General features: G+C 39.6%; 19 protein-coding genes. 12 read left to right on the forward strand and 7 right to left on the reverse strand.

The window, feature by feature from the left end; translation table 11 throughout:
- Positions 1–184 precede the first annotated feature (184 nt).
- Both BM126_RS16945 and BM126_RS22530 read right to left on the reverse strand, forming a co-directional pair.
- Positions 185–685, reverse strand: a complete 501-nt coding sequence (locus BM126_RS16945) for a GNAT family N-acetyltransferase (protein WP_090990609.1) — start codon at positions 683–685, stop codon at positions 185–187.
- Positions 686–826: 141 nt separating this feature from the next.
- Positions 827–970 (reverse strand): hypothetical protein, encoded by a 144-nt coding sequence (locus tag BM126_RS22530; RefSeq protein WP_177201469.1) that lies wholly within the window; start codon positions 968–970, stop codon positions 827–829.
- 834 nt (positions 971–1,804) lie between these two features.
- Between BM126_RS22530 and BM126_RS16950 the strand changes: the two genes are divergently transcribed.
- The 4 genes from BM126_RS16950 (at position 1,805) to BM126_RS16965 (ending at position 7,222) form a co-directional block, all read left to right on the forward strand.
- On the forward strand, positions 1,805–3,877 hold the full coding sequence (locus BM126_RS16950; protein ID WP_090990610.1) for a glycoside hydrolase family 3 protein: 2,073 nt from the start codon (positions 1,805–1,807) through the stop codon (positions 3,875–3,877).
- Between the two features lie 78 nt (positions 3,878–3,955).
- The gene (locus tag BM126_RS16955) at positions 3,956–5,146 is read left to right on the forward strand and encodes an exo-beta-N-acetylmuramidase NamZ family protein (protein ID WP_090990644.1); all 1,191 of its coding nucleotides are present in this window, start codon (positions 3,956–3,958) and stop codon (positions 5,144–5,146) included.
- A 477-nt stretch (positions 5,147–5,623) separates the two neighbouring features.
- Positions 5,624–5,764 (forward strand): hypothetical protein, encoded by a 141-nt coding sequence (locus tag BM126_RS22535; RefSeq protein ID WP_177201470.1) that lies wholly within the window; start codon positions 5,624–5,626, stop codon positions 5,762–5,764.
- Positions 5,765–6,307: 543 nt separating this feature from the next.
- The gene (locus BM126_RS16965; protein WP_090990612.1) at positions 6,308–7,222 is read left to right on the forward strand and encodes a cation diffusion facilitator family transporter; all 915 of its coding nucleotides are present in this window, start codon (positions 6,308–6,310) and stop codon (positions 7,220–7,222) included.
- 47 nt (positions 7,223–7,269) lie between these two features.
- On the opposite strand, the gene BM126_RS16970 is transcribed toward BM126_RS16965, so the two are convergent.
- On the reverse strand, positions 7,270–7,590 hold the full coding sequence (locus BM126_RS16970; RefSeq protein ID WP_071351507.1) for an ArsR/SmtB family transcription factor: 321 nt from the start codon (positions 7,588–7,590) through the stop codon (positions 7,270–7,272).
- Positions 7,591–8,100: 510 nt separating this feature from the next.
- Between BM126_RS16970 and BM126_RS16975 the strand changes: the two genes are divergently transcribed.
- The 6 genes from BM126_RS16975 (at position 8,101) to BM126_RS17000 (ending at position 17,525) form a co-directional block, all read left to right on the forward strand.
- The gene (locus BM126_RS16975) at positions 8,101–10,212 is read left to right on the forward strand and encodes a heavy metal translocating P-type ATPase (protein WP_090990613.1); all 2,112 of its coding nucleotides are present in this window, start codon (positions 8,101–8,103) and stop codon (positions 10,210–10,212) included.
- A gap of 157 nt (positions 10,213–10,369) precedes the next feature.
- Positions 10,370–10,900 carry a copper resistance CopC family protein gene (locus tag BM126_RS16980; RefSeq protein ID WP_177201471.1) on the forward strand — a complete coding sequence of 177 codons (531 nt, stop codon included), beginning with the start codon at positions 10,370–10,372 and terminating at the stop codon, positions 10,898–10,900.
- 3 nt (positions 10,901–10,903) lie between these two features.
- Positions 10,904–11,983 carry a copper resistance D family protein gene (locus tag BM126_RS16985; RefSeq protein ID WP_090990615.1) on the forward strand — a complete coding sequence of 360 codons (1,080 nt, stop codon included), beginning with the start codon at positions 10,904–10,906 and terminating at the stop codon, positions 11,981–11,983.
- Positions 11,984–12,305: 322 nt separating this feature from the next.
- Positions 12,306–14,204, forward strand: coding sequence for a PTS mannitol transporter subunit IICBA (locus tag BM126_RS16990; protein ID WP_090990616.1), 1,899 nt, complete (start codon positions 12,306–12,308; stop codon positions 14,202–14,204).
- A gap of 98 nt (positions 14,205–14,302) precedes the next feature.
- Positions 14,303–16,384 (forward strand): BglG family transcription antiterminator, encoded by a 2,082-nt coding sequence (locus tag BM126_RS16995; protein WP_090990617.1) that lies wholly within the window; start codon positions 14,303–14,305, stop codon positions 16,382–16,384.
- A 1-nt stretch (position 16,385) separates the two neighbouring features.
- The gene (locus BM126_RS17000) at positions 16,386–17,525 is read left to right on the forward strand and encodes a mannitol-1-phosphate 5-dehydrogenase (RefSeq protein ID WP_090990618.1); all 1,140 of its coding nucleotides are present in this window, start codon (positions 16,386–16,388) and stop codon (positions 17,523–17,525) included.
- 212 nt (positions 17,526–17,737) lie between these two features.
- Here the strand turns inward: BM126_RS17000 and BM126_RS17005 are convergent, their stop codons facing one another.
- Both BM126_RS17005 and BM126_RS17010 read right to left on the reverse strand, forming a co-directional pair.
- Positions 17,738–18,397, reverse strand: a complete 660-nt coding sequence (locus tag BM126_RS17005) for a response regulator (RefSeq protein ID WP_090990619.1) — start codon at positions 18,395–18,397, stop codon at positions 17,738–17,740.
- Positions 18,398–18,400: 3 nt separating this feature from the next.
- On the reverse strand, positions 18,401–19,225 hold the full coding sequence (locus tag BM126_RS17010) for a sensor histidine kinase (protein WP_090990620.1): 825 nt from the start codon (positions 19,223–19,225) through the stop codon (positions 18,401–18,403).
- A 166-nt stretch (positions 19,226–19,391) separates the two neighbouring features.
- Here BM126_RS17010 and BM126_RS17015 point away from each other — a divergent pair, with 166 nt between their 5' ends.
- Together BM126_RS17015 and BM126_RS17020 are read left to right on the forward strand one after the other, a co-directional pair.
- Positions 19,392–20,039 (forward strand): YcnI family copper-binding membrane protein, encoded by a 648-nt coding sequence (locus tag BM126_RS17015; RefSeq protein ID WP_090990621.1) that lies wholly within the window; start codon positions 19,392–19,394, stop codon positions 20,037–20,039.
- 137 nt (positions 20,040–20,176) lie between these two features.
- Complete coding sequence (locus tag BM126_RS17020) at positions 20,177–21,829, forward strand: copper resistance protein CopC (protein ID WP_177201472.1); 1,653 nt, start codon at positions 20,177–20,179, stop codon at positions 21,827–21,829.
- Positions 21,830–22,118: 289 nt separating this feature from the next.
- Here BM126_RS17020 and BM126_RS17025 read toward each other — a convergent pair whose 3' ends face one another.
- The gene (locus BM126_RS17025) at positions 22,119–22,340 is read right to left on the reverse strand and encodes a hypothetical protein (protein ID WP_090990623.1); all 222 of its coding nucleotides are present in this window, start codon (positions 22,338–22,340) and stop codon (positions 22,119–22,121) included.
- A 366-nt stretch (positions 22,341–22,706) separates the two neighbouring features.
- Positions 22,707–22,838: M4 family metallopeptidase (locus tag BM126_RS17030; RefSeq protein WP_177201473.1), on the reverse strand; the 132-nt coding region annotated here is incomplete at its 5' end.

Below are 22,838 nucleotides of genomic sequence, written 5' to 3' on the forward strand. Positions count from 1 at the left end.
CAGCCGGGCCAACCGGAAGAAGCCATCAATTGTTTGGCCGTTTAAGTCTTTCTATTTATAAAACCAAATTCTTTTTAATGAAATCTTTCAATTTAATTGATGGGGGATAATAGAATTCCATAGTTTAGAAAATTTGCTTTAAAGAATCAGTCTCCATTTTTTATATCCGTTCCACAGCAGTGTATTACAAAATTACCCCATTTTCATTGAAGAGTGCTTTGCCTAGCCTGTATCGTGGATGGGGTGTTGCAGTTTCTTCGGTCCGCAGAATGCGGAAGCCATGTTTTTTATAAAAATTTAGTGCACCTGTATTTGTAATGGCTGCCCTTAGCTGGTATTCCATTATATTATAGGAAGCAAAATACCTTTCTGCATAGCCAATAAGTTCACTTCCCATACCCTTGCCCCTATATTCAGGTATTAAATAAAATAAATTAACATAGCCGATATTTTCAAATTCGTATTCCTTGATCTGCATTTCTATTTGCCCTACAGCTTGATTGTTATGTTCCACAATAACAAGCCCGCCGGGAAATAACTGAAGCCGGTTTTCAATTTTTCTTAAATAATCCCGTGCATTACCGAACTGGCTGGTATCGCCAAAGCTTACCTCATAAGAATCTTTTCTAAATGAAATTATTGTACTGCTGTCATTTGGCAATTCTATATTTCGAAAAGTAAACATACTTCACCTCCTCAGGTGCACTGCATAATAAACAACAATCTTTAAGAAATAAGCCTTATAAAAAGACCTTAAAAGTTTTCAATTTGATTTCTTAGATATATAAAGTTTCTTCGTTTGTTTTAAGATAAACAGATAAATCACTCACTTCACTGGCCAAAATCTCATGAAAATATCAAATTCATCGGCTGTTATTTCACAATCACTTACAAACACAATCCCCGGATGCATTTCCATTTCCGCAAAGTCTTTGATCTTAATGGTAAACCCATTAAATTTGATATCCATTCCGATGTTCCCCACCCTCATTTTTATCACATAATAGTTTTCCTTTAAATCCTACCATAAGGCTCACATTTTAGTGAAGTGGGCGTTCAATTTTCAATATGCTGGAGATAGTGAACTAGCTTTTTCGTTTGATGCCGAAATTAACTTAATACAACCTCCTGGATAATTATATGATTTTATAAATTATTTCCGCTAAACTGTCCCTTTGCACAAAATTAAAATAGCTGCACATCGTGGCAGACATACAACATGTCTTTCTGTTAGGCTCTTTTCTTAAAGATTGTTGTTTGTTTAATTTGTTATGTGAGGCGTTCCCATTGTCAAGTCAGGTTGATTTGAGCATCCTGGAGAGGAAATCAGCCACCTTGTTTCATAGCAGCAAAGTTAACGAAAGCAAACTTCATTTTCTTGCCTTTCATAACAGCTGCAGAAGTCTTTTATACATTTTTGTTTCAAAACTTCGATAACAGTTAAGATTTCTAAAAATTATAAAAATAAGTCAATCGTTATCCTACAAAGGATAGTGTTATAGCAATGAGATCATCAGGTTTGTGACTTAAGGTGCATAGACTGCGGTTTGTATACCATATAACCTGATTATGTAAGGGTTTACATATTTTATAATTGGGAGGGCAGATATGAAATAAAACGTATGTATAATAACAGCAGTATAGCTTGCAGCCATACAGTCATCAAAAAAGTGCGGAACCGCTATGCACTGTAATCCCAAAGATATCATTATCGAAAATCAAGGTGATCCGCAAGATTGGATAACATTAAAAAAACTGCTTTAAGGCGCTTAAACTCGGAATAATAGTAACGGGAGGGGAACATATGAAAGGTATTATTAAAATCATGCTGGTTTCAATTGCTGTTTCAGTAATCATGTTTTCGCCGAATTCAACTTTTACCGTAAACGCACAAATGCCACAATCTTTTGGGCTTAAACACCTCATAATAGATGCAAATATTCCTCAGGTAAAGAGGGATCTTGTCAATAATAAACTGCAGCTAAAAGCACTATACGTGTATCGGGACGGGCATTTTACAAGTGCCGAAAAAAACGTGCGCTGGCTTTCGGCCAATAAAAGAGTTGCTGAGATTGACCAAAACGGGCAAATAACGTTTACAGGAAAAAAAGGAACAGCACTAATTACCGTTACATCTGGAAATAGCTTTGATAAAATATCCATCCAGAAAAAAGGGGACAGCATAGAAATTCATAAAAATAAAAGCAGTCGCTATCGTGTAATTGAGCAAGCCATTAAACACATGACCCTGGAGGAGAAGGTAGGCCAGATGCTGATGCCGGATTTCAGAACACAAAACGGCAAAGATGTGACAAGCATGCTGCCGGAAATACAACAGCAGGTAAAAGATTACCACTTGGGCGGAGTCATCTTATTTCGTGAAAATGTTGTAAATACCGAACAAACCACAAGGCTTGTGCATGACTATCAGGAAGCATCAAGCAAATATGGGCTGTTAATGAGCATTGATCAGGAAGGCGGAGTAATAACCAGACTTCAGTCCGGAACAGATATGCCTGGTAATATGGCCTTAGGCGCAGCAAGGTCAAATGAAATAACTCAAAAAGTGGGTCAGGCCATCGGGGAAGAATTGAAGGCTCTTGGGATAAATATGAATTTGGCTCCTGATCTTGATGTGAATAACAATCCGGATAATCCAGTCATCGGCGTCCGTTCTTTTGGAGAAGATCCTGAGCTTGTATCTTCTTTGGGGAATTCTTACATTAAGGGACTGCAAAACAGCGGGATCGCTGCTACAGCCAAGCACTTTCCAGGCCATGGAGATACAGCAGTGGACTCTCACTTGGGGCTTCCGGAAGTACCATATGATATGGACCGGCTGATAAAGGTGGAACTATATCCATTTCAGCAGGCTATGAACGCAGGAATTGATGCGATTATGACAGCACATGTCACATTTCCTAAAATCGATTCTACAAAAGCAATTTCAAAAAAAGACGGAACAGAAATCTCCATACCCGCTACCCTTTCCGAAAAAGTGCTGACTGGTCTTATGAGAAATCAAATGAAATATAAAGGAGTCATCATCACAGATGCAATGAACATGCAGGCCATCAGCGACAATTTTGGACCAGTTGATTCAGCTATCCGGGCTGTAAAGGCAGGCACGGATATTGTGTTAATGCCAGTAGGTCTTAAGGATGTTGCAGAGGGATTATATAGTGCTGTGAAAAAGGGAGAAATTCCAGTATCGCGCATTGAGAAATCAGATGAGCGGATTTTAGCCTTAAAGCTGAACCGCGGCATTCTAAAATCTGAACATAAAGCTTCTGTTCAAGCAGAGATTCAGAACGCATTGAAAGTAGTAGGATCACCGCAGCATAAAACTGTCGAAAAGGAGGCAGCAGAAAAATCGGTAACTCTTGTAAAGAATAATGGTGCCCTTCCTTTAAAAGCAGCTAAGGAAGACAAAATCGCCGTAATAGGCAGCAGCTATGTGGAAGATTTGGCGCTGCAGGTTAAAAAACATCATGAAAATGTCATGGTAATAAAAACCGCTAAACCGCTGTCTGAACAGCAATTAAGCAGTATCAAGGACGCTAAATATATTATATTGGGGACAAATACATCCACCGTTTCTGGAAGACTTCCGGCGAGCGATCAAATGATGCTGGCTAATCAGCTGACAGCAGGAAATATACCTGTCATAGGCATAGGTATCCGCAATCCATATGACATCATGTCTTACCCGGATGCTGATGCTTATCTGGCACAATATGGCTTTAGAACAGCAAGCTTTGAAGCGGCTGTGAATGCCGCATTCGGAAGCCTGAATCCGTCCGGCAAGCTTCCTGTAACAATATATAATCAAAATGGCAGTGTGTTATATGCCTTTGGCCACGGATTAAGCTACTAGAGAGGAGGGTCAAATGTGAAAAAACTTCTCACTATTATTTTTGCTGTGCTGCTCATTTCTTCGACTATCAGCATTACTATGGCCCATAAAGGCTACAACAATACTCATTCAAAGCTGCGAATAGGTGAAGATGTGTTATTAAAGGATAAGCTTAGCCTGATAAAAGGAAAAAGAGTAGGTTTGATCACAAATCCAACAGGAGTCGATCAGCAGCTAAACAGCATCGCTGATTTGATGTATAGAAATCCAGAGGTGAAACTGACTGCATTATTCGGTCCTGAACATGGTATCCGCGGAAGCGAGCAGGCGGGAAAGTATGTGGAGTATTATAAAGATGAAAAAACAGGGCTTCCTGTATACAGTCTATATGGGCCGACCAAAAAACCGACAAGTGAGATGCTGAAAAACGTGGATGTTATCGTATTCGACATCCAGGATGCCGGCAGCAGATTTTATACCTATATTTACACAATGGCATTGGCAATGGAGGCCGCAAAGGAAAACCATATACCCATAATTGTCCTTGACCGGCCGAATCCGATTGGCGGGGTAAAGGTGGAAGGACCGGTTCTTGAAGATAAATATTCGTCTTTTGTCGGTGAATATCCGATCCCGGTAAGGCACGGCATGACGATTGGGGAACTTTCCAGACTTTTTAATAAAGAATTTAATATTGGCGCAGATTTAACAGTAGTAAAAATGGATGGATGGAAGAGGAAGATGCTTTATGATGATACTAAGCTCCAGTTTGTTCCGCCTTCTCCAAATATGCCAACTTTGGATACCGCTATTGTCTATCCGGGCGCAGCATTGATAGAAGGCACAAATTTGTCAGAAGGGAGGGGTACAACAAGGCCATTTGAAACAATAGGAGCTCCATTTATTAATGGAGATGATTTGGCTGAAAAATTAAATGCCCTAAAACTTCCTGGAGTCATTTTCAGAGCCTCATCCTTTATCCCGACCACCTCCAAGTATGTAAATGAGCTGGCACACGGCGTCCAAATACATGTGACCGACAGAAAAGCCTTTAAGCCTTTTGAAGCCGGATTATATATTGTTAAAACGATACATGACATGTATCCAGATAAGTTTGCATTTAGAACACCTGACAGCAAAGGAATTTCATACTTTGATAATCTTGCAGGCACGGGCGACATACGAAGGGGAATCGAACAAGGAAAAAGTGTGGATCAAATGGAGAGAGAGTGGCAAGGGAAATTAAAAGAGTTCATGAAAGTAAGGGAAAAATATTTATTGTATAAGTAAAAATGAAAAAATCCTGGCTGTTGATGCCAGGATTTTTTCATTCTTGAAAACAGCAGTACTTAAATGCGGCATTGATTTTTTTTATCTATCACTGTACAGCAAAAGCAATCTGTCTCCGCTGCTGCCTGCCGATAATGCAAGGAAAACGGCCATCACATTTTTTATAATGGGTTCATTTATGGTGTTAAGTATGAAAACAATTAATAAAATGCATACAGTGATTTTTAAACTATGTCCCCATAACAGCCCTTTAGAATTTGTGATAAAGTTCACATCCTTAAAAAAAGCATTATTTTTTTTATTATAACAGTATTATTCCTTATTTTAACAATTATTTTTTGATAAACCTGTCTCACTTACTTGGGTTGTTCCGCCAAGAGAATTCAACTCCCAAACAGCACCCTGAAAATGTACTTTAACCAAGCCTCAGTTTAGATCGTTATTTTTCTTTTTATAATTGGAATTCTATTTATAGTTATGGAGCTTGTTTTATTGCTTCCAGGCAGTTTTGATGTTATTGCTGAACTTCTGAAATGGGATGAGTTAATCAAACTGATGCTGGTTTCTTCTTTATTGGGGCAACAATCGTATATAGTAAACATTACAGCTATTTCCTAATGGAACGACTGTTTTTTATTGGCTGTTTTTGTAAACTTTGATGCTTTAGAAAGAGGGGTTGATTATTGCTCCAGGATGCTCGCTTTCCGCGGGACAAGGGGTGAACACTCATTCTCTAGCATGTCTGCGGGGTCTCGCCTCCTGTTAAGCAAAGCAAGAGTGTCACACCTTTCGCTACATCCAACCTCATTTTATAATAGATTCGCTTCACATTACTTATTAAAAACAACAATTTTTAAAAAATAGCTATTTATTTAAAATATTGATTCTGGATAGGTGAAGATTATTTATTACTCTAAAAGTGGATTAATTAGAATATTTCCATTATTTCTTGGGAAACCGCAGAATACGACATAAAACGCTTGAAGAGGAATATTTACGCGAATTTTCTTTTTAAAAATCTTCAGTTGTAAATAGGTCTGGCTCGCTAAGCTTTAGCGTGTATGATATCGGCTATTTAGGGTAAATAAAGATTGAGTTCCTATGAGGCTTGATACATAATATTATATATGAGCATATATTCATATAAAGGAGGATGGAAGCATGGGGCACACACATAGCCATGAACATAGCCACTCACATCAGCCTGCAAACTTCGGCAAAGCATTTGCAGTTGGAATTATTCTTAACGTGATTTTTATTGCGGTTGAAACAGTGTACGGAATTACCAGTAATTCTCTGGCACTGCTAGCAGACGCGGGACATAATTTAAGTGATGTATTTGGTTTGGCCATTGCCTGGATTGCGGTTTGGCTGGGAAAAAAGGCGCCAAGCAAAACAAGAACATACGGATTGAAGAGAAGCTCCATTCTTGCAGCCATGCTCAATGCCGTATTTTTATTGATTGCAATAGGCGGCATAGCCTGGGAGGCGGTTCAGCGTTTTTCTGCACCGTCTCCGGCGGCAGGAGCCACAGTAATTATTGTAGCTGTTATCGGAATAGTTATTAATGGTTTTACTGCATTTTTATTTATGTCAGGCAGAAAAAAGGATTTGAACATTCGAGGAGCATACATGCATATGGCAGCAGATACCTTAGTGTCTCTCGGAGTCGTCATTGCCGGATTCATCATGATCTATACTGGCTGGGAATGGCTTGATCCGACAGTGAGCCTGATAATTGCAGCAGTCATTTTTATTGGCACATGGAGCTTGCTAAAGGAGTCTGTCAATTTGTCGCTTGATGCTGTTCCGTCAGGTATAGAAACAGAGGAAATCAAAAAATATCTGATGAATCTTCCGGATGTGATTGATGTTCATGATCTGCATGTATGGGCCATGAGTACCACAGAGGCAGCAATGACAGTCCATCTTGTGCGTTCAAAGATTGAAGATAATGATGAATTAATTCTAAGAATGAACAAGGAGCTGCATGATAAATTTGAAATTGAGCATCCGACAATCCAAATTGAAAAAGGGACCTTTGCCTGTTCATTTGCGCCGCACGATGTTATTTAATAATTTAATCTTAAGCATGTATAAAAAAGCAGCATTCGCTGCTTTTTTTACATATGCTGTGAATGCTCGATCATTTGCTTCAAGACATCGATGACATGCTGATCATCATGAGAGTAAAACATCGTGGTTCCTTCTCTTCTGAATTTTACTAACCGCAGATTTTTTAAAAACCTGAGCTGATGGGAAACAGTGGATTGAAGCAGCGATAATGTTTCTGCAATTTCATTTACAGAATGTTCTCCCTGAAAAAGAAGCTGAAGAATGCGCAGGCGTGTTGGATCCGATAGTGCTTTAAAAGTCTGTGTCACAATAAATACAGTTTCTTCGTCTAGCTCTTCATAGGGTATATTTTTATCTTTGTCAATCATATCAGGCTCCTTCCCTTATACTCCTTCTATTATAGTATAGAAAAAGCCGGTATTTTTCTCAATTGATTGGATTAAGGACTTCTCGGGAACAGCTATTTGAGCAATCATGTAATAAACTGCATCACCATAAAGTCTTCCTCGAATACTTAAAAATGTATTTAACCTCCAGCTAGGATATCTGCACCATCTAACATTCCAAGCCAACTTCAGCAAGGAGCTTAACAGAGCTGAACTGAAAAATTATTTGACCGCTTTACGGGCAGCTCATATACTAATAGTCAAATAGATGCTTGTTGCAGAGAGGAAGCAAACCGCATTGAAGTAAACTGTAATTACTTATACGTTTTCAGGTATTAGAAAGCAATATACCTTGGTAGTGCTGAGGTTATATTTTTTAAGGTTTTGCCGACTTAGACACCAAAAAACGACAATTGTTTTTATTCATCTATATAAATATTATTAGTTGAACGTTGTTAATGCAGCTCTTGCCGCTTCAGGGGAGGAAAGTTGATGGAAGCTGAAAAACAGATATACCGGGTATCAGGATTTACCTGTGCTGGATGTGCGAATACATTCGAAAAGAACGTCCGGCGCATTGATGGAGTAGAAGATGCAAAAGTGAATTTTGGCGCCTTGAAGATTACCGTATACGGACAGGCAACAATTTCAGAAATTGAAAAAGCGGGGTCTTTTGAACAAATAAAGGTTGTTCCGGAAGGAGAAAAGGCAGAAAATCAAAGAGTTCCTTTTTATAAACGGCATGCTGCTGTTATGCTCTCCATTTTATTTGCCTTAATAGGTTATTTTTTTCAGGGCATTTACGGCGAAAATAGCATGGCTGCTGTAACTGCATATGGTGCAGGCATACTTTTAGGGGGATACAGGCTTTTTAACGCTGGTTTAAAAAATCTCTTTAAGCTGGATTTTGACATGAAAACATTGATGACAATTGCTATTATAGGAGCTGCCGTCATAGGAGATTGGCGCGAAGGGGCTGTAGTGGTAATCCTTTTTGCTGTCAGTGAGGTGCTGGAATCTTATTCTATGATAAAAGCACGCCAATCCATTCGTTCCCTGATGGAAATTGCTCCTAAAAAAGCAGTTGTCAAAAGAAATGATATAGAAATAACAATTGACGTGGAAGATATTGAAGTGGGAGATGTGATGATCGTCAAGCCGGGGCAAAAAATCCCGATGGACGGAATCATATTAAAAGGAACATCTTCAGTGAATCAGGCTGCGATTACCGGTGAGTCTTTGCCAGTCAGCAAAACCGTATCAGATGAAGTTTTTGCCGGTTCCCTGAACAGTGAAGGTTTGCTGGAAATTAAGATTACAAAGCGGGCAGAAGATACTGCTATTGCCAAAATCATTCATCTCGTAGAAGAAGCCCAGGGCGAACGTGCACCTTCACAGTCATTTATCGAAAAATTCGCAAAATACTACACTCCAATCATCATGTTCATCAGCTTGCTGGTAATGACACTGCCGCCCCTCATAGCTGGCGGTTCATGGGGCGAATGGGTGTATCAGGGATTATCGGTTCTTGTTGTAGGATGTCCGTGCGCCCTGGTCATTTCGACCCCGGTAGCAATAGTGACTGCAATCGGAAACGCAGCCAAAAAAGGTGTTTTGATAAAAGGCGGAGTTTTCCTTGAGGAAATGGGATCATTAAAGAGCATAGCCTTTGATAAAACAGGGACCCTTACCAAGGGACATCCTGCTGTTACTGACATAATGATCTTGAACGAAGAATTTGATGCAAATGAAATTTTTTCAAATCTGGCAGCACTAGAGTACAGGTCACAGCATCCTCTTTCCTCAGCCATCCTGAAAAAAGCAAAAGAGTTGAATCTTGATTTTCAGGGCATTGAGGTAGAAGAGTTTTCTGCACAAGCAGGAAAAGGCATCTATGGAACCATAAATGGTGAAAAGTATATCGCGGGCAAGCCGGACATATTTCATAAAGGCTTATTACAACAGCTGGAAGACAGGATTCTCAAAATGCAGAAACAAGGAAAAACCGTAATGCTGATGGGAAGCCAAACCAGCATTTTAGCCATTATCGCTGCTAAAGATGAAGTACGTGACAACGTCAGAGAAGTGATACAAAAGCTAAAGGAATTGGGTATTGAAAAAACAGTAATGCTGACAGGTGATAATTCCTCCGCAGCATCTGTTATTGCCGCTGAAGCTGGAATCTCTGAATCCAAAGCGGAACTGATGCCGCAGGAGAAAATGGATTATATTAATAAACTGCAAAAAACTGGAAAAACTGCCATGGTAGGCGACGGGGTGAACGATGCTCCTGCTCTCGCAGCCGCTGCAGTAGGAATCAGTCTTGGGGGAGCAGGGACAGATACAGCGCTTGAAACAGCTGATGTTGTGCTAATGGCTGATGACTTAATCAAACTGCCCTTTGCAATTAAACTAAGCAGAAAAACGTTATGGGTGATCAAACAGAATATCGCATTTTCCATCGGTATCAAGCTTCTTGCCCTATTGCTTGTCATTCCAGGCTGGCTGACGCTCTGGATTGCCATTTTTGCCGACATGGGAGCTACATTGATTGTCACTGCAAATAGCCTGCGACTGCTTAGAGTACAGGAGAAAAAAGATTAGCTTTAACCATCAGTGCGGGAATGCCTGCACTGGTGGAATTTTTACTTTATGGATAAAATGATACATTCACAAAGTTGTTAAAAGTACATACAAATTTCTTATTCTATTAAATGGTATGATGGAATGGCAGTTTCGCAGGAAGAAAGGTGGAATACATATGAAAAAGGTATTGTTCTTTTTGGCAGGATTATTTTTAATGGTGCCGCTGGCGGCATCGGCCCATACGGGTTTGGAGTCATCTAACCCTGCAAAGGGACAAGTCATCACAAGTGAACTTAAAAAAATCAGTCTTGTTTTTGAATCTAAAGTGGAAAACCTTAGTACGATGAAAGTGATGAAAGGGGAAGTGGAAGTCCCTGTTTCAGTAAAAGTAAATGATTCAAATATGACTGGTGTATTATCAAAGCCGCTGGCAAGCGGTTCATATAAAGTAATATGGAAAATTGTCGGCGAAGACGGCCATCCGATTTCAGGTGAAATCCCATTCACTGTTAATGTCCCAAAAAAAGAAACTGAAAAGAAATTTACTGTTAAAAAAACAACGGAAAAAACAGCAGAACAAGAAAAAAAAGTAGCCAGTGACAATAGCAAGACGGAGGAAAAATCTTCTTCTTCCACTGTGTTCATGATAGTACTGGGACTCATCTTGATCGCAGGCATTTTATTGCTGTTCAAAAAGAAGAAGTAAAGCATGATTGTTTTATTGCCGCTATCACATTTGATAAACTACTTGTTGTTTGCATTTTTGGCCGGACATATTGCATTGAAGTTTGTTTCAGAAGAAAAAAAGCCAAAAACAGCTGTACCCAAACCGGCTCTGCTGCTGTCGGCACTAGGCATCATGATTTGCACCTTTATGCCGATTTTGGAGGTGATTCGCTACTTTGCGGATAACTCAGGGTTTACCTCTGTATTACTATCAGTGATTACCGATTTTCAGGTGGGCAGGGCTTTTCTGGCCACTGGCTTTTCCGGTGCACTATTATGGCTGACGATACAATTGCGTGGCTCTAAATATCTTGAGGCATTTTGGATGCTGATCATGATTGCCGCACAGGGATACGCCTCACATGTAGCTTCCTTATCTTTTTGGACTGGTTTCGCCTCACATTCAGTCCACTTTTTAATGATTTCATTGTGGGGAGGCATTCTTCTTCATATATCCTTTTTCGCTAAAGGAGAAAAAAACTGGCAGGCATTTCTCCGCTGGTTCACGCCATTTGCCATTTTAAGCCTCGTTTTAATTATTTCAAGTGGCCTGGTTTTAATGTTTAAAATCGTGGAACCCAGGGAGTATTTCATGTCCTGGGCCCTGCCGTATGGGCAGATGCTTTTGCTTAAGCACATCAGTATTATTCCAGTTTTAGCATTTGCTTTCATTAATGGCTTTTTAGCAAAAAAAGCAGAGAGAGAGAAACCTTTTAACCCCGTATCATGGGTGAAGGCCGAAACCATTCTCCTGCTTGCTGTATTTTCCTTTACAGCTGTAATGGGTACGTTATCACCGCCGCATGACCCGAATATAACTGTTACAACAGAAGGGGCATCGAAATGGGCATCTTTTTTAATCGGAAAAGAAATTGCTGTCCCGATAAGCGTCCATCTGAATATATCCTATCAGGGCGTCTTTTTGTTTCTGATTTCCTTCCTGTTTTTAGCGATGATCATTGAAAGCTTCCGCAAAAAAGCATCAGCGCTGCTTGGGCTGCTGTTCGGTCTTTGTTTTATCGCATCAATATATTTTGGGATTATGCTTGATATCACTTTATAATAAAAACCGCATTCCATTTCAAATGGGATGCGGTTTTTTGGGATTTAGATTTTTTCTATTGCAGCAGCCATTAGGAGGGGATATAGTCACAGAAAACGTTTCAACGTTGTCTTTTTTTCGTTTGAGGTTTATTAGGCCTCCCTTCCGCAGCCCGCACTCCAAGCAGGAGTCTAACAATGGCCGATCCAATTTTCAGGGCCTGTTAAATAAATATGGTCTTGTCACCTTCTGCTGCGACAAAGTCAGTTTTCTTATTCGTTGATTGTCCAGGGAATGTGCTATAACATACTATTTGTAAAAACAAAAGAGGAGATGAGGGCAAATGGCTCAATCAAATATAAAATTAGCTGTACAGAAATTCGGCAATTTTCTAAGCTCTATGGTCATGCCGAACATTGCCGCTTTCATTGCATGGGGATTGATTACAGCATTATTTATTCCTACTGGTTTCATCCCAAATGAAAGCCTTGCCAAAATGGTCGGTCCAATGGTCAGCTTCCTGCTGCCGGTGCTGATTGGTTATACAGGCGGTAAACTTGTGCATGACCAGCGCGGCGGGGTAGTCGGTGCCATTGCAACTATGGGGGTAGTAGTTGGAGCTGGAATACCGATGTTCCTTGGAGCTATGATTATGGGACCTTTTGGAGGATACGCAATCAAGAAGTTTGACCAGTGGGTCGAAGGAAAAGTGAAAACAGGATTTGAAATGCTTGTAAATAACTTCTCTGCCGGTATTATGGGCGGAGGGCTTGCTATCGTGTCCTTTCTTGCAGTAGGGCCTGCCGTTTCAGTATTTACCGGCTGGCTGGAACATGGAGTGGAATGGCTTGTAAGTATGAAGCTGCTTCCATTAACAAGTATACTTATTGAGCCAGGAAAAGTATTGTTCCTTAATAACGCAATTAATCATGGGATTTTATCACCGATTGGTACAGAACAAGCCAACTCTACTGGCAAATCTGTACTCTTCCTTCTTGAAGCAAATCCTGGGCCAGGACTTGGCGTGCTTCTTGCATATTCAATCTTTGGTAAAGGTAATGCGAAAAGAACGGCCCCGGGAGCAGCCATCATCCAGTTCCTTGGCGGTATTCATGAAATTTATTTCCCTTACATCCTGATGCGCCCGCTTTTATTCTTGGCAGTCATCTTAGGCGGGATGAGCGGAGTGTTTACACTTCTTCTATTAGGCGGCGGTTTGTTTGCTCCATCTTCACCAGGAAGCATCATTGCCATCACTGCAGTTACTCCTCATCATGCAAGTTCATACATTGCCAACTTTGCAGGCATTTTGGTTGCAGCAGCCGTATCATTCATCGTTTCGACATTTGTCTTGAAAACCGGCAAGCAATCAGATGAGGATATTGAAGAAGCAACTAGAAAAATGCAGGAAATGAAAGGCAAGAAAAGCAGTGTAAGCGGAATATTGGCTTCTGGCACAAAGGATATTCCCAAAGACGTGAACAAAATTGTTTTTGCGTGTGATGCAGGAATGGGTTCTAGTGCTATGGGTGCCTCTCTTCTGCGCAAAAAAGTGAAAGAAGCAGGGTTGAAGGTGTCTGTAACGAATACAGCGATTTCCAATTTGCCTGAAGATGCCCAGATTGTTATCACACAAGAGGAATTGACGCCTCGAGCAGAAAATAAGGTGCCGGGTGCTTATCATATTTCAGTAGAAAATTTCTTATCCAGCCCAGAATATGATAAGTTAATTAATGAACTAAAGAACGGCGGAATTGAAGGAAAGCAACATGAAGAAGAGATAACAGCAGAGGATGCAGGGGAAAAACCTGCCGATGACAGCCTGCTTCTTGAAAAATATATTTTCCTCAACAAGGATTTTGCCAATAAGGAAGAAGCCATCCGCTTTGCTGGACGAGCTCTTGTTGATGGAGGATATGTGGATGAAAGTTACATCGAAGCAATGATAGAACGTGACAAAATAACTACAACGTACATGGGTAATGATGTAGCCATTCCTCATGGAACAGAAGATGCTAAAAAGGCGGTCATTAAATCAGGATTCACTGTCATCCAGGTTCCAAATGGTGTAGATTTCGATGGTGAAAATGTTCGAATGATCTTTGGGATCGCCGGCAAAGACGGCACACACCTGGAAATCCTTTCTGGCATTGCAGTCACTTGTTCTGATATGGCTAACATCGAAAAAATGGCAGAAGCCAAAACTGCGAAGGAAATAATGGGAATTCTTAACCAAAACTAAATAAGCGAAAATTAGAATAGAAAGGCGCAAAGTGCGCTTTTCTATTCCTTGTTTTTCAGAGTGCTTAAATAAACTATTTCAGGAAATGGGCTGCGTGCATGTTTATTACGTCAAGGGAAAAAGCAATAATCGAATTGATCATTAAAACATCCGGGAAGCATACAGCACTTTCAATGGCAACATTCCTAAATGTTAGTGTAAGAACCATCCACAGAGATTTAAAAACGATAGAAAATACCCTTTCACATTTTGAACTAAAGCTGATTCGCAATAATAATGATGGCTTGATCATTGAGGGGAAAAACGAGCAAATCTTCCGCTTAATCCAAAAGCTTCTTGAGGTTCGGCCAGTTGACCAGACACCACAGGAAAGAAAGCTCAACCTTTTGATTATTCTGCTTCATGAAGGAAAGTCCTTCAAAATTCAGTCACTCGCAAGCCAGCTTGCCGTCAGCGTGTCGACACTGACAGCATATTTGGATGAGCTGACAGATTGGCTGTCCAATTATAACGTGGTTTTAACAAGAAAAAGAGGAGTAGGCATTGAGCTGCAAGCTGGAGAAACAGAAAAAAGAAAAGCTCTCGCCAATTTCTTTCTGATTTATTTTAATGAAGAGCTAATAGAAGCACTGTTTTTGCTGGAAAAAGGAAATGTAGAAAGCGATAAAGTGATTCATTATTTTAATCCTGAATATCTTTCAAACATTGACAGACTTTTGAGCGAATATATCAGTAAAGGGCAGTCCCGGCTTGCTGACAGTGATTATATAGGGCTGATTGTCCACATTTGCATTACAATGCAAAGAATAAAAATGGGATTCAGAATGGAAGAAGTTGAAACTGACTTGCCTGATGAGTTTCAATTTATGAAAATGCTTTGTCATGAAATTGAGGAGCAATTCAAGGTGCATTTTTCTGACAGCAGCATTCATTATCTGGCAGTAATCCTTAAGGGGTCAAAGCTCCAAAATGCTGATGCTGTTCATTATGACAGTGTCATTCTTGGACAATATATCCGGAATTTGATTACATACGTGTCTTCACAGCTGCATGTTGATTTATCATCAGACTTTTCCCTCTTCCAGGGACTGCTTGCACATTTAGAGCCGTCCATTTTTCGGATTAAGCAGAAAATGGCGGTGTTTAACCCGCTAACAGAGGATATCAGAAGAAAATATCCGGTCCTTTATATGGCTGTAAAAAACAGCCTGGAAAAGCAGTTTGAAGATATTGACTTTCCTGATGGCGAGATTGCCTTTATTGTTCTCCATTTCGGTTCTGCGCTGCTTTTAAGAGAAGAACATATTACCATTTCATCTCTTGTTGTGTGTCCCACTGGTATCGGCACATCCAAAATGCTGGCAAGCAGGATCAAAAAGGAGTTCATTGAAATTGACTCGGTAGACGTTAAAACCATTAAGGAAATTCAGCATGCCGATTTGTCGCAATATGATTTAATTATTTCAACAGTAAGACTTCCATTTTTGCGAACTGAATATATCCTGGTGAATCCTCTGTTAAGTCATGATGATATTCGATCAATTAGAAGCTATCTTAGTACAAATATTAAAAGCTTTACACGGAATAAAAAGAATCAGGGAAGGGCCATAAATGATGACGGAGGACCTGCCAGAAAAAAAAGAGGCATTCATGAAGTTCTTGATGAGATAAAGTCTGTCCACGCAAGCATAGAATCGATCCTGAATAATTTTCATGTTTACCGCAGCAGGGAAAGGGAAAATCAGAAGCAGGTCCTTGCAAAAATGATTGCTGAAGCTGAAAAAAATAAACAGCTCAGCAACGGGGAATCCGTCCTTATGAGCCTTGAGGAACGTGAGAGAAAAGGAGGGCTTGGAATTCCGCATACCGGAATGGCCCTCTATCATTGCAGGCATAGTGATATCTATGAGATGATTTTCCAGGTGACTCGTTTGAAGGAGCCTACTCATGTAAAAGGCATGGATGGAAATCAAATGGAAATGGAAAGTTTGCTGCTCATGATTGCGCCTGAAGAATTAAGCGCAAGAGAGCAGGAAATAGTAAGCCTCATAAGTACCAGCTTAATCGAAGATCATCAAAGTATTCTGATTTTTTCTTCGGCCAGCGAGGAAGCCATCAAGACAAAACTTGAAGACATTTTCTTGGATTATATCCAAAATAATTTGATAAGGAATGATTAATATGAAAAATGCAATACACTTCGGAGCAGGAAATATTGGCAGAGGTTTTATCGGTGCCCTGTTTTCAAAATCCGGTTACCATGTGACATTCGTTGATATCGCAGAAGGAATTATCAATCAATTAAATGAAGAAAAACGCTATACAGTAAAACTGGCTACTGAAGAAGGGCAAACAGAGGTAATTGAAAATGTTTCAGGACTAAATAATCTTAAACAGGAAGAAGAAGTTATAGAAAGCATTAAAAATGCTACATACCTTACTACAGCAATCGGTCCGAATATCCTGCCCCGCATTGCCCCGCTAATTGCAAAGGGAATAACAGAAAGAGTAAAAAGCAATCAAGATCAATTATATGTGATTGCATGCGAAAACCAGATTTCTTCTACAGAATTGTTAAAGGGGTACATTTTAGAGCATCTTGATGAGGAAACAAAAGCAAATCTTGATCAAGTATCTTTCTTTAATTCTGCGGTTGACCGCATCGTTCCTATCCAGGATAATCACGGTACACTTGATGTTATGGTTGAATCGTATTATGAATGGGTGGTAGAAACAAGTGAAAGCATTCCTCCAGTGGAGGGAATGACAATTGTACCAGACCTTGCTCCATTCATAGAAAGGAAGCTTTTCACTGTAAATACTGGACATGCGGTTATTGCCTACCTGGGTTACTTGGAAAACAAATCAACAATTGATAAGACACTTGAAGATGAAACCATTCTGCAGCAGGTAATAGAAACACTGAAGGAAACTGGCGGGTATTTGATTCATCAATATGGATTAAACCCAGAAGAACATCAAAAATATATCGAAAAAATCATTAACCGATTCCGCAATCCATTCTTAAATGATGGAGTAACTCGTGTAGGAAGGTCTCCTATCAGAAAATTAGGACCAGATGACAGATTGGTCCGTCCTGCAGCAGAAGCAAAAAAAGCTGGCTTAGCATATACAAATCTTGCAAAAGCCATCGCTTCAGCACTATTGTTTGATTATCAAGAAGATGAAGAAGCAGTTAAGCTTCAGGATATGATAAAAGAAAATGGTGCAGCAAATGCTCTTAAGGAAATCAGCGGCTTAAGCATGGAAGATGAAATCTCAAAAGAAGTTATCAAGCAATATGAATTACTGAAAAAGTAAATAAAATAGATTTAATAAAAAACACACAGGCTCGGTACCGCACCCCGAAAGTTAGAGTGAAAAAATCTAACTTTTGGGGGTAACCACCCTCCTGTGTGTTTTTCTTATGCTCATTCAATGGAACATCAGTATATAAATGAGTGAACAGCCTTTTCAGTTTTTTCTCTTGAAAAAATCATCCAGCAAAAAAGACTGGATGATGTTTGTTCTGATTAATTTAGTGTATGGTTTATGTCGACCAGCCCTTGCTGAAAAGCATAATTAGTCAGCTGTACCCGGTTTTCCAAATGAAGCTTGCTTAAGATATTTTTAAGATGGCTTTTTACAGTATGTTCCGAGATGAAGAGAGTTTCAGATATGACTCTGTTTGACAGTCCTTTTGCCACCAGCTGAAGAACTTCTAATTCTCTGGGGGACAATGGATTATTATTGTTTGTTTCTGGTTTGTTCTTTGGGAATTCATTTAGAATGCGGAAGGCGATTTCTTTTGACATCGGCACCTCATCCAATGCGAATGCTCTAAGGTATTCATACCAGTGCTCAGACTGAATGTTTTTTAATAAATAACCTTGCGCACCTTGCTTTAAAGCATGAAATAGATTCGTTACATCGTCTGAAACAGTGATCATCACGATTTTGACAGAGGGGAATTTCGTCTTTATTATTTTTGTTGCCTCAAGCCCGTCCATAACGGGCATTTGAATATCCATTAAAATAATATCCGGCATCAACGCTTCCGTAAGGCGGATTGCTTCTTGGCCATTTTTTGCTTCTCCTATTATTTTAAACTCACTGTACTCTTCTAAAATAATACGGATTGCTTCTCTTGCGTGAGTATGATCATCAACAACTAGTATTCGAAATGGCTGCATCAATTAATACTCCTTTTTAAGCAGAATAATCGTTTCATTGTTAACTCTATTTATCGAAAACGTCCAGTTCATAGCTGCCGCACGATTTTCGAGGATTTCGAGCCCGAACCCTCTAGATGATTGAATTTGAGCATTTGTAAAGCCGACACCGTTGTCACGTATCTCACAGGTCCAGCCATGCTCAGATTCCTTTGCACTTATCATCATCCAATTTGTCTGAGCATGCTTTATCACGTTCATTACAGCTTCTTTTATACAGGAAAACAGTTCTATTTTCTCTTTAGCGGATAAACTCTCCTCTGGTATTTCCCAAAGGAAATCGACGCTCATCGAGTGATTATGTTCAAGCTCTGACAGGTACGTTTGAATATTATTCGTCCAGCTGAACAATTCAGGTGCCGGCAGCTGTTTCAAATTTTCTATGGCCTGGCGGGTATCATCATATATCTGCTGCAATGTTTGTTTTGTTTTTTGAAAATCCGGATGTGCCTCAATTGACGTTTTTTTTCCGAATTTATTAAGTTTAACAGATAGCAAAAATAAGGACTGAGCAATACCATCGTGCAGTTCCCGTGCAAGGTTTTCCCTTTCTAGGAGGGCTGCTTTTCTTGCCTTTTCAACTTTCAGTTCTTCCTGTATGCCCTCTAATATGGAAAATAGTTTCAACAGGAAAAGAATCGTAACAGCAAATACTATAACTGGCGATAAGATATTCCCCATTTCCATTGATAAGTAAGGCAGTAAAAATACATGTCTAATATACTCCCACAAACCGATTGTGAATGTTGGCAGTATTAAAATAATCCATTTTATTTGTTTATACTTCAAATTTTCACCTTATTTCCGCAGCAATGTATTTATTTTAACATTTGTTCAAAAGGTTGAGGAACTCTTACAGGTAAATCACTCTTTAGAGTCATTGTTGTCATATTGAAAAAGTTTATAATTGTAAACGGGTCAGCAAAGACATCAATTTCATAAAGGAGACAATCAAATGAAGAAAGTAATTAAAAAATGTTCAATCGGAATGATATCAGCTTGTGCTGTTTTATTCATATGGGCGGGTGCAGCAAGTGCACATGTTACGGTCAGTCCAAAGATTTCAGCTCCAGGAGCATGGGAAACATACACTCTGAAGGTCCCCGTTGAAAAAAACATGGCTACGACAAAGGTGGCATTGAAGGTTCCTGAAGGTGCTGAAATAATGTCTTACCAGCCAGTACCGGATTGGAAAGTTAAACTTGATAAAGATTCTTCAGGAAAGACAAAAATCGTTACTTGGGAAGCAACTGGACCGGGAATTTCTGCCGGACAATTTCAGCAATTTTATTTTGTAGCAAAAAACCCTGACAAAGAAACTAAAGCAGCATGGGATGCATTTCAATATTATAAAGATGGATCAGTAGTAGAGTGGACAGGAGATGAGAATTCTGATTCTCCGCATTCGATTACTGAAATTACAGCATCGGCAGGGACTCCGAATGTAACTGCCCGTGACGATTCTAAAAATAAAACAGGTAAAACTATCAAAGAGGACACAAAATCAGAAAGTTCAGGTTCAAACACCGTTGTAATTACTCTGACAATTGTATCGCTGATTTTATCCGCCGCTGCTTTGATAACGGCTATGAGAAAAAAATAAATTTAAGTCAGGCATTATACCAACACTGTGTAATGCCTCTTTATTTGGGAAGTAATGATAGCCAGTTGCAGTCCTGGTTGAATGTAGTATTGATAAAAAGATGAGAACATTACATGTTAAGGGAAAGGACTGATGATATGACAAAACATATTTGCAGATTGTGCTTGCTGCTGTCTGTACTTTTATTTGCCTTATTTCCGGAAAAGACGTTTGCGCATGCTTCTATTATCCGCTCAAGCCCGGGCGTTAACGAAGTATTGCCGAATCCGCCTTCTGCTGTAAAAATACAGTTTAACGAACCCGTACAGGCAGGTTTCCATTCCCTGAAGATCCTTGATTCTTCAGGCAAGCAAGTAAATTTAACGAGTGCTCAGCTAAACAGCCATAATGATGCCATTTTAGAAGCACATCTTAAGAAGAAATTAAGCCGTGGTGCGTACTCCTTGCAGTGGAAGGCGGTTTCTGCAGATGGTCATCCTGTGGAAGGGGTAATACCCTTTGCTGTTGGAACAGGCGGTGAACAGGCACCAAAAATAAATGAAAAGAGCAATGATTATTTTCCTCGTACAGATATGATTATTTTGCGGGGAATGTTATATCTGAGTTTTTCGCTGTTCATTGGAGTTATCATTTTTAATTTGTTTTTCAATAAATTTGAAGGCAGAGAGACTCTAAAAACAATACATACAAAAAGCATGACAATTCTTTGGTTTTCTCTGAGTGGAATGGTGTTCAGCATAGTGCTGAGCTTGCCGATGCAGACAACTCTATATGCAGGTGTGAGCTGGGCGAAGGTTTTTAATGCGTCCCTCTTAAAAGACACTATCAGCCAAACTGGTTTTGGGTTATATTGGATTTTCCAAATGTTATTCCTGGTTCTGCTGATATTAGTCACATATATTGCAGCTGGCAATGGTTTTACTAAAAAATCATGGTTCGTGCCCATTGTTATTTATATAGGATTACTGCTTTCGAAAGCATCCACTGGCCATACTGCCGCTTCTGGACATCGTGTCGTTACTGTTATTATGGACTTTATTCATTTACTGGCAGCATCAATATGGATTGGCGGGCTTTTTGCGCTGATTTTGCTTTTGCCAAGTATAAGATCCCAAAAAAACGATGGTGATAGGCAATTGTATTGGAATTCTATTCGCACTTTCTCACTGTGGGCAGCCCTTTCTGTGGCCGGTATCATCATAACAGGGATTTATGGAAGCCTCCTATATGTGCCTACCTTTTACTCTTTGCTGCATACGTATTATGGATATGCTTTATTGGGGAAAATCTTATTATTTGTCCTTATGCTAATATTGGGGACAGTTCACTTTTTTAAAGGAAGAAAACAAGGGAAGAATGGAATTGTATATTCGATTTGGATTGAATTGCTGACAGGGGCGGCAATAATGGTTATTGCTGCTATACTTACCAATTTACCGGCAGCAGTATCAACACCGGGACCTTTCAGCCAAATAAAAGAGCATGGCAAATATGATGTTTCTTTGCATATTAGTCCGAATGTTGAAGGAGAAAATTCTTTTTATATTGCAATTAATACCACGGATGGAAAGCCCGCTGTCCAAATTGAGCAGGTTATTCTTACATTCACCCATACAAAAATGAATATGGGGGAAAGCTCAGTGGCTGTTCCGCGCATTTCTCCAGGTAAATATCAAACCAAAAGCATGTACATGAATATGCCAGGAGAATGGAAAGTGGACATACATGTATTAACCAAATCCTTAGATAGCTTCGACGTTGAATTTGATGCTTTTACTGGCTCCCAATAACGATTCCATTTTCACTTTTAAGAATGCTGCTCATAGTTTGGATATCTTTTTAATGGGTAAATGGAAGCGTGAAATTACACTTAGTATTCTAAATTTCAAAAAGCCTTTCCATATGGAATAGGCTTTTTTGAATGCAGTAAAATGCTTAATTTAGATAAAATCGCTGATGTGTAAGCAATAGTAGCTTCTGCTTCTTCTGCATTGCTGGAGAAAAGAAGCTGCCTGCCCATGAATACACTTGGCCGTTATCTGCAGGACATTTAATTGCGCGGGTATAGACAATGGATAATCAATGATGATGATAAGTGCCATGGCCGTAATGGTAACCATAGCCCGGATAGTATCCGCCGTGTCCATGATGATAGCCATAGCCTGGATAGTATCCGCCGTGTCCGTGATGGTAGCCATAGCCCGGATAGTATCCGCCGTGTCCATGATGGTAGCCATAGCCCGGATAATAACCTCCGTGCCCATAATGATTACGGTAATCAGAATAATAAAGGTTTTCCATTTCTTATCTCCTCCTCAAGGTGCATATCATAGTGTATGTGTCTATATATGAAGAGGGGTAGGCAGGTGCCCATGATTTAAGGTTAAGTTTTTTTGGATTTTTCATCTCAGTTATACATACCTGCGGTTAACGAATAATAATTCAAGAATCAAGGCCTTCATTTGCTTCGATAACTGCCACATTTCTAATGTCTATAGTTTCATAAATGATATTTATAAGTATTTACGGCGTATAGGAAAATGGGGGAGTGAATGGAGATTGAACTGATACTGACTAAAGTGTGCCTGTAATTAAAACATTTAACAAACATAAAAAAGGAAACCAGCTTGGATTGCTGGTTTCCTTTCTATCATATATCAGGATTGATTAATTGATTCCTACTGCAGTGAAAGCATTTGTAACAGCTGTTTTTTCTGCACTGCTAGATCCATAAAGGTCAGCTGCCGATTGAATGGCTGCTGCTTTTGCTTGTGAGAAAGTAGCAGAAGAAGTCAGATA

It is taken from the genome of Bacillus sp. OV322, from assembly GCF_900112495.1.
In the GTDB taxonomy this organism is placed as follows: Bacteria; Bacillota; Bacilli; order Bacillales; family DSM-1321; genus Peribacillus.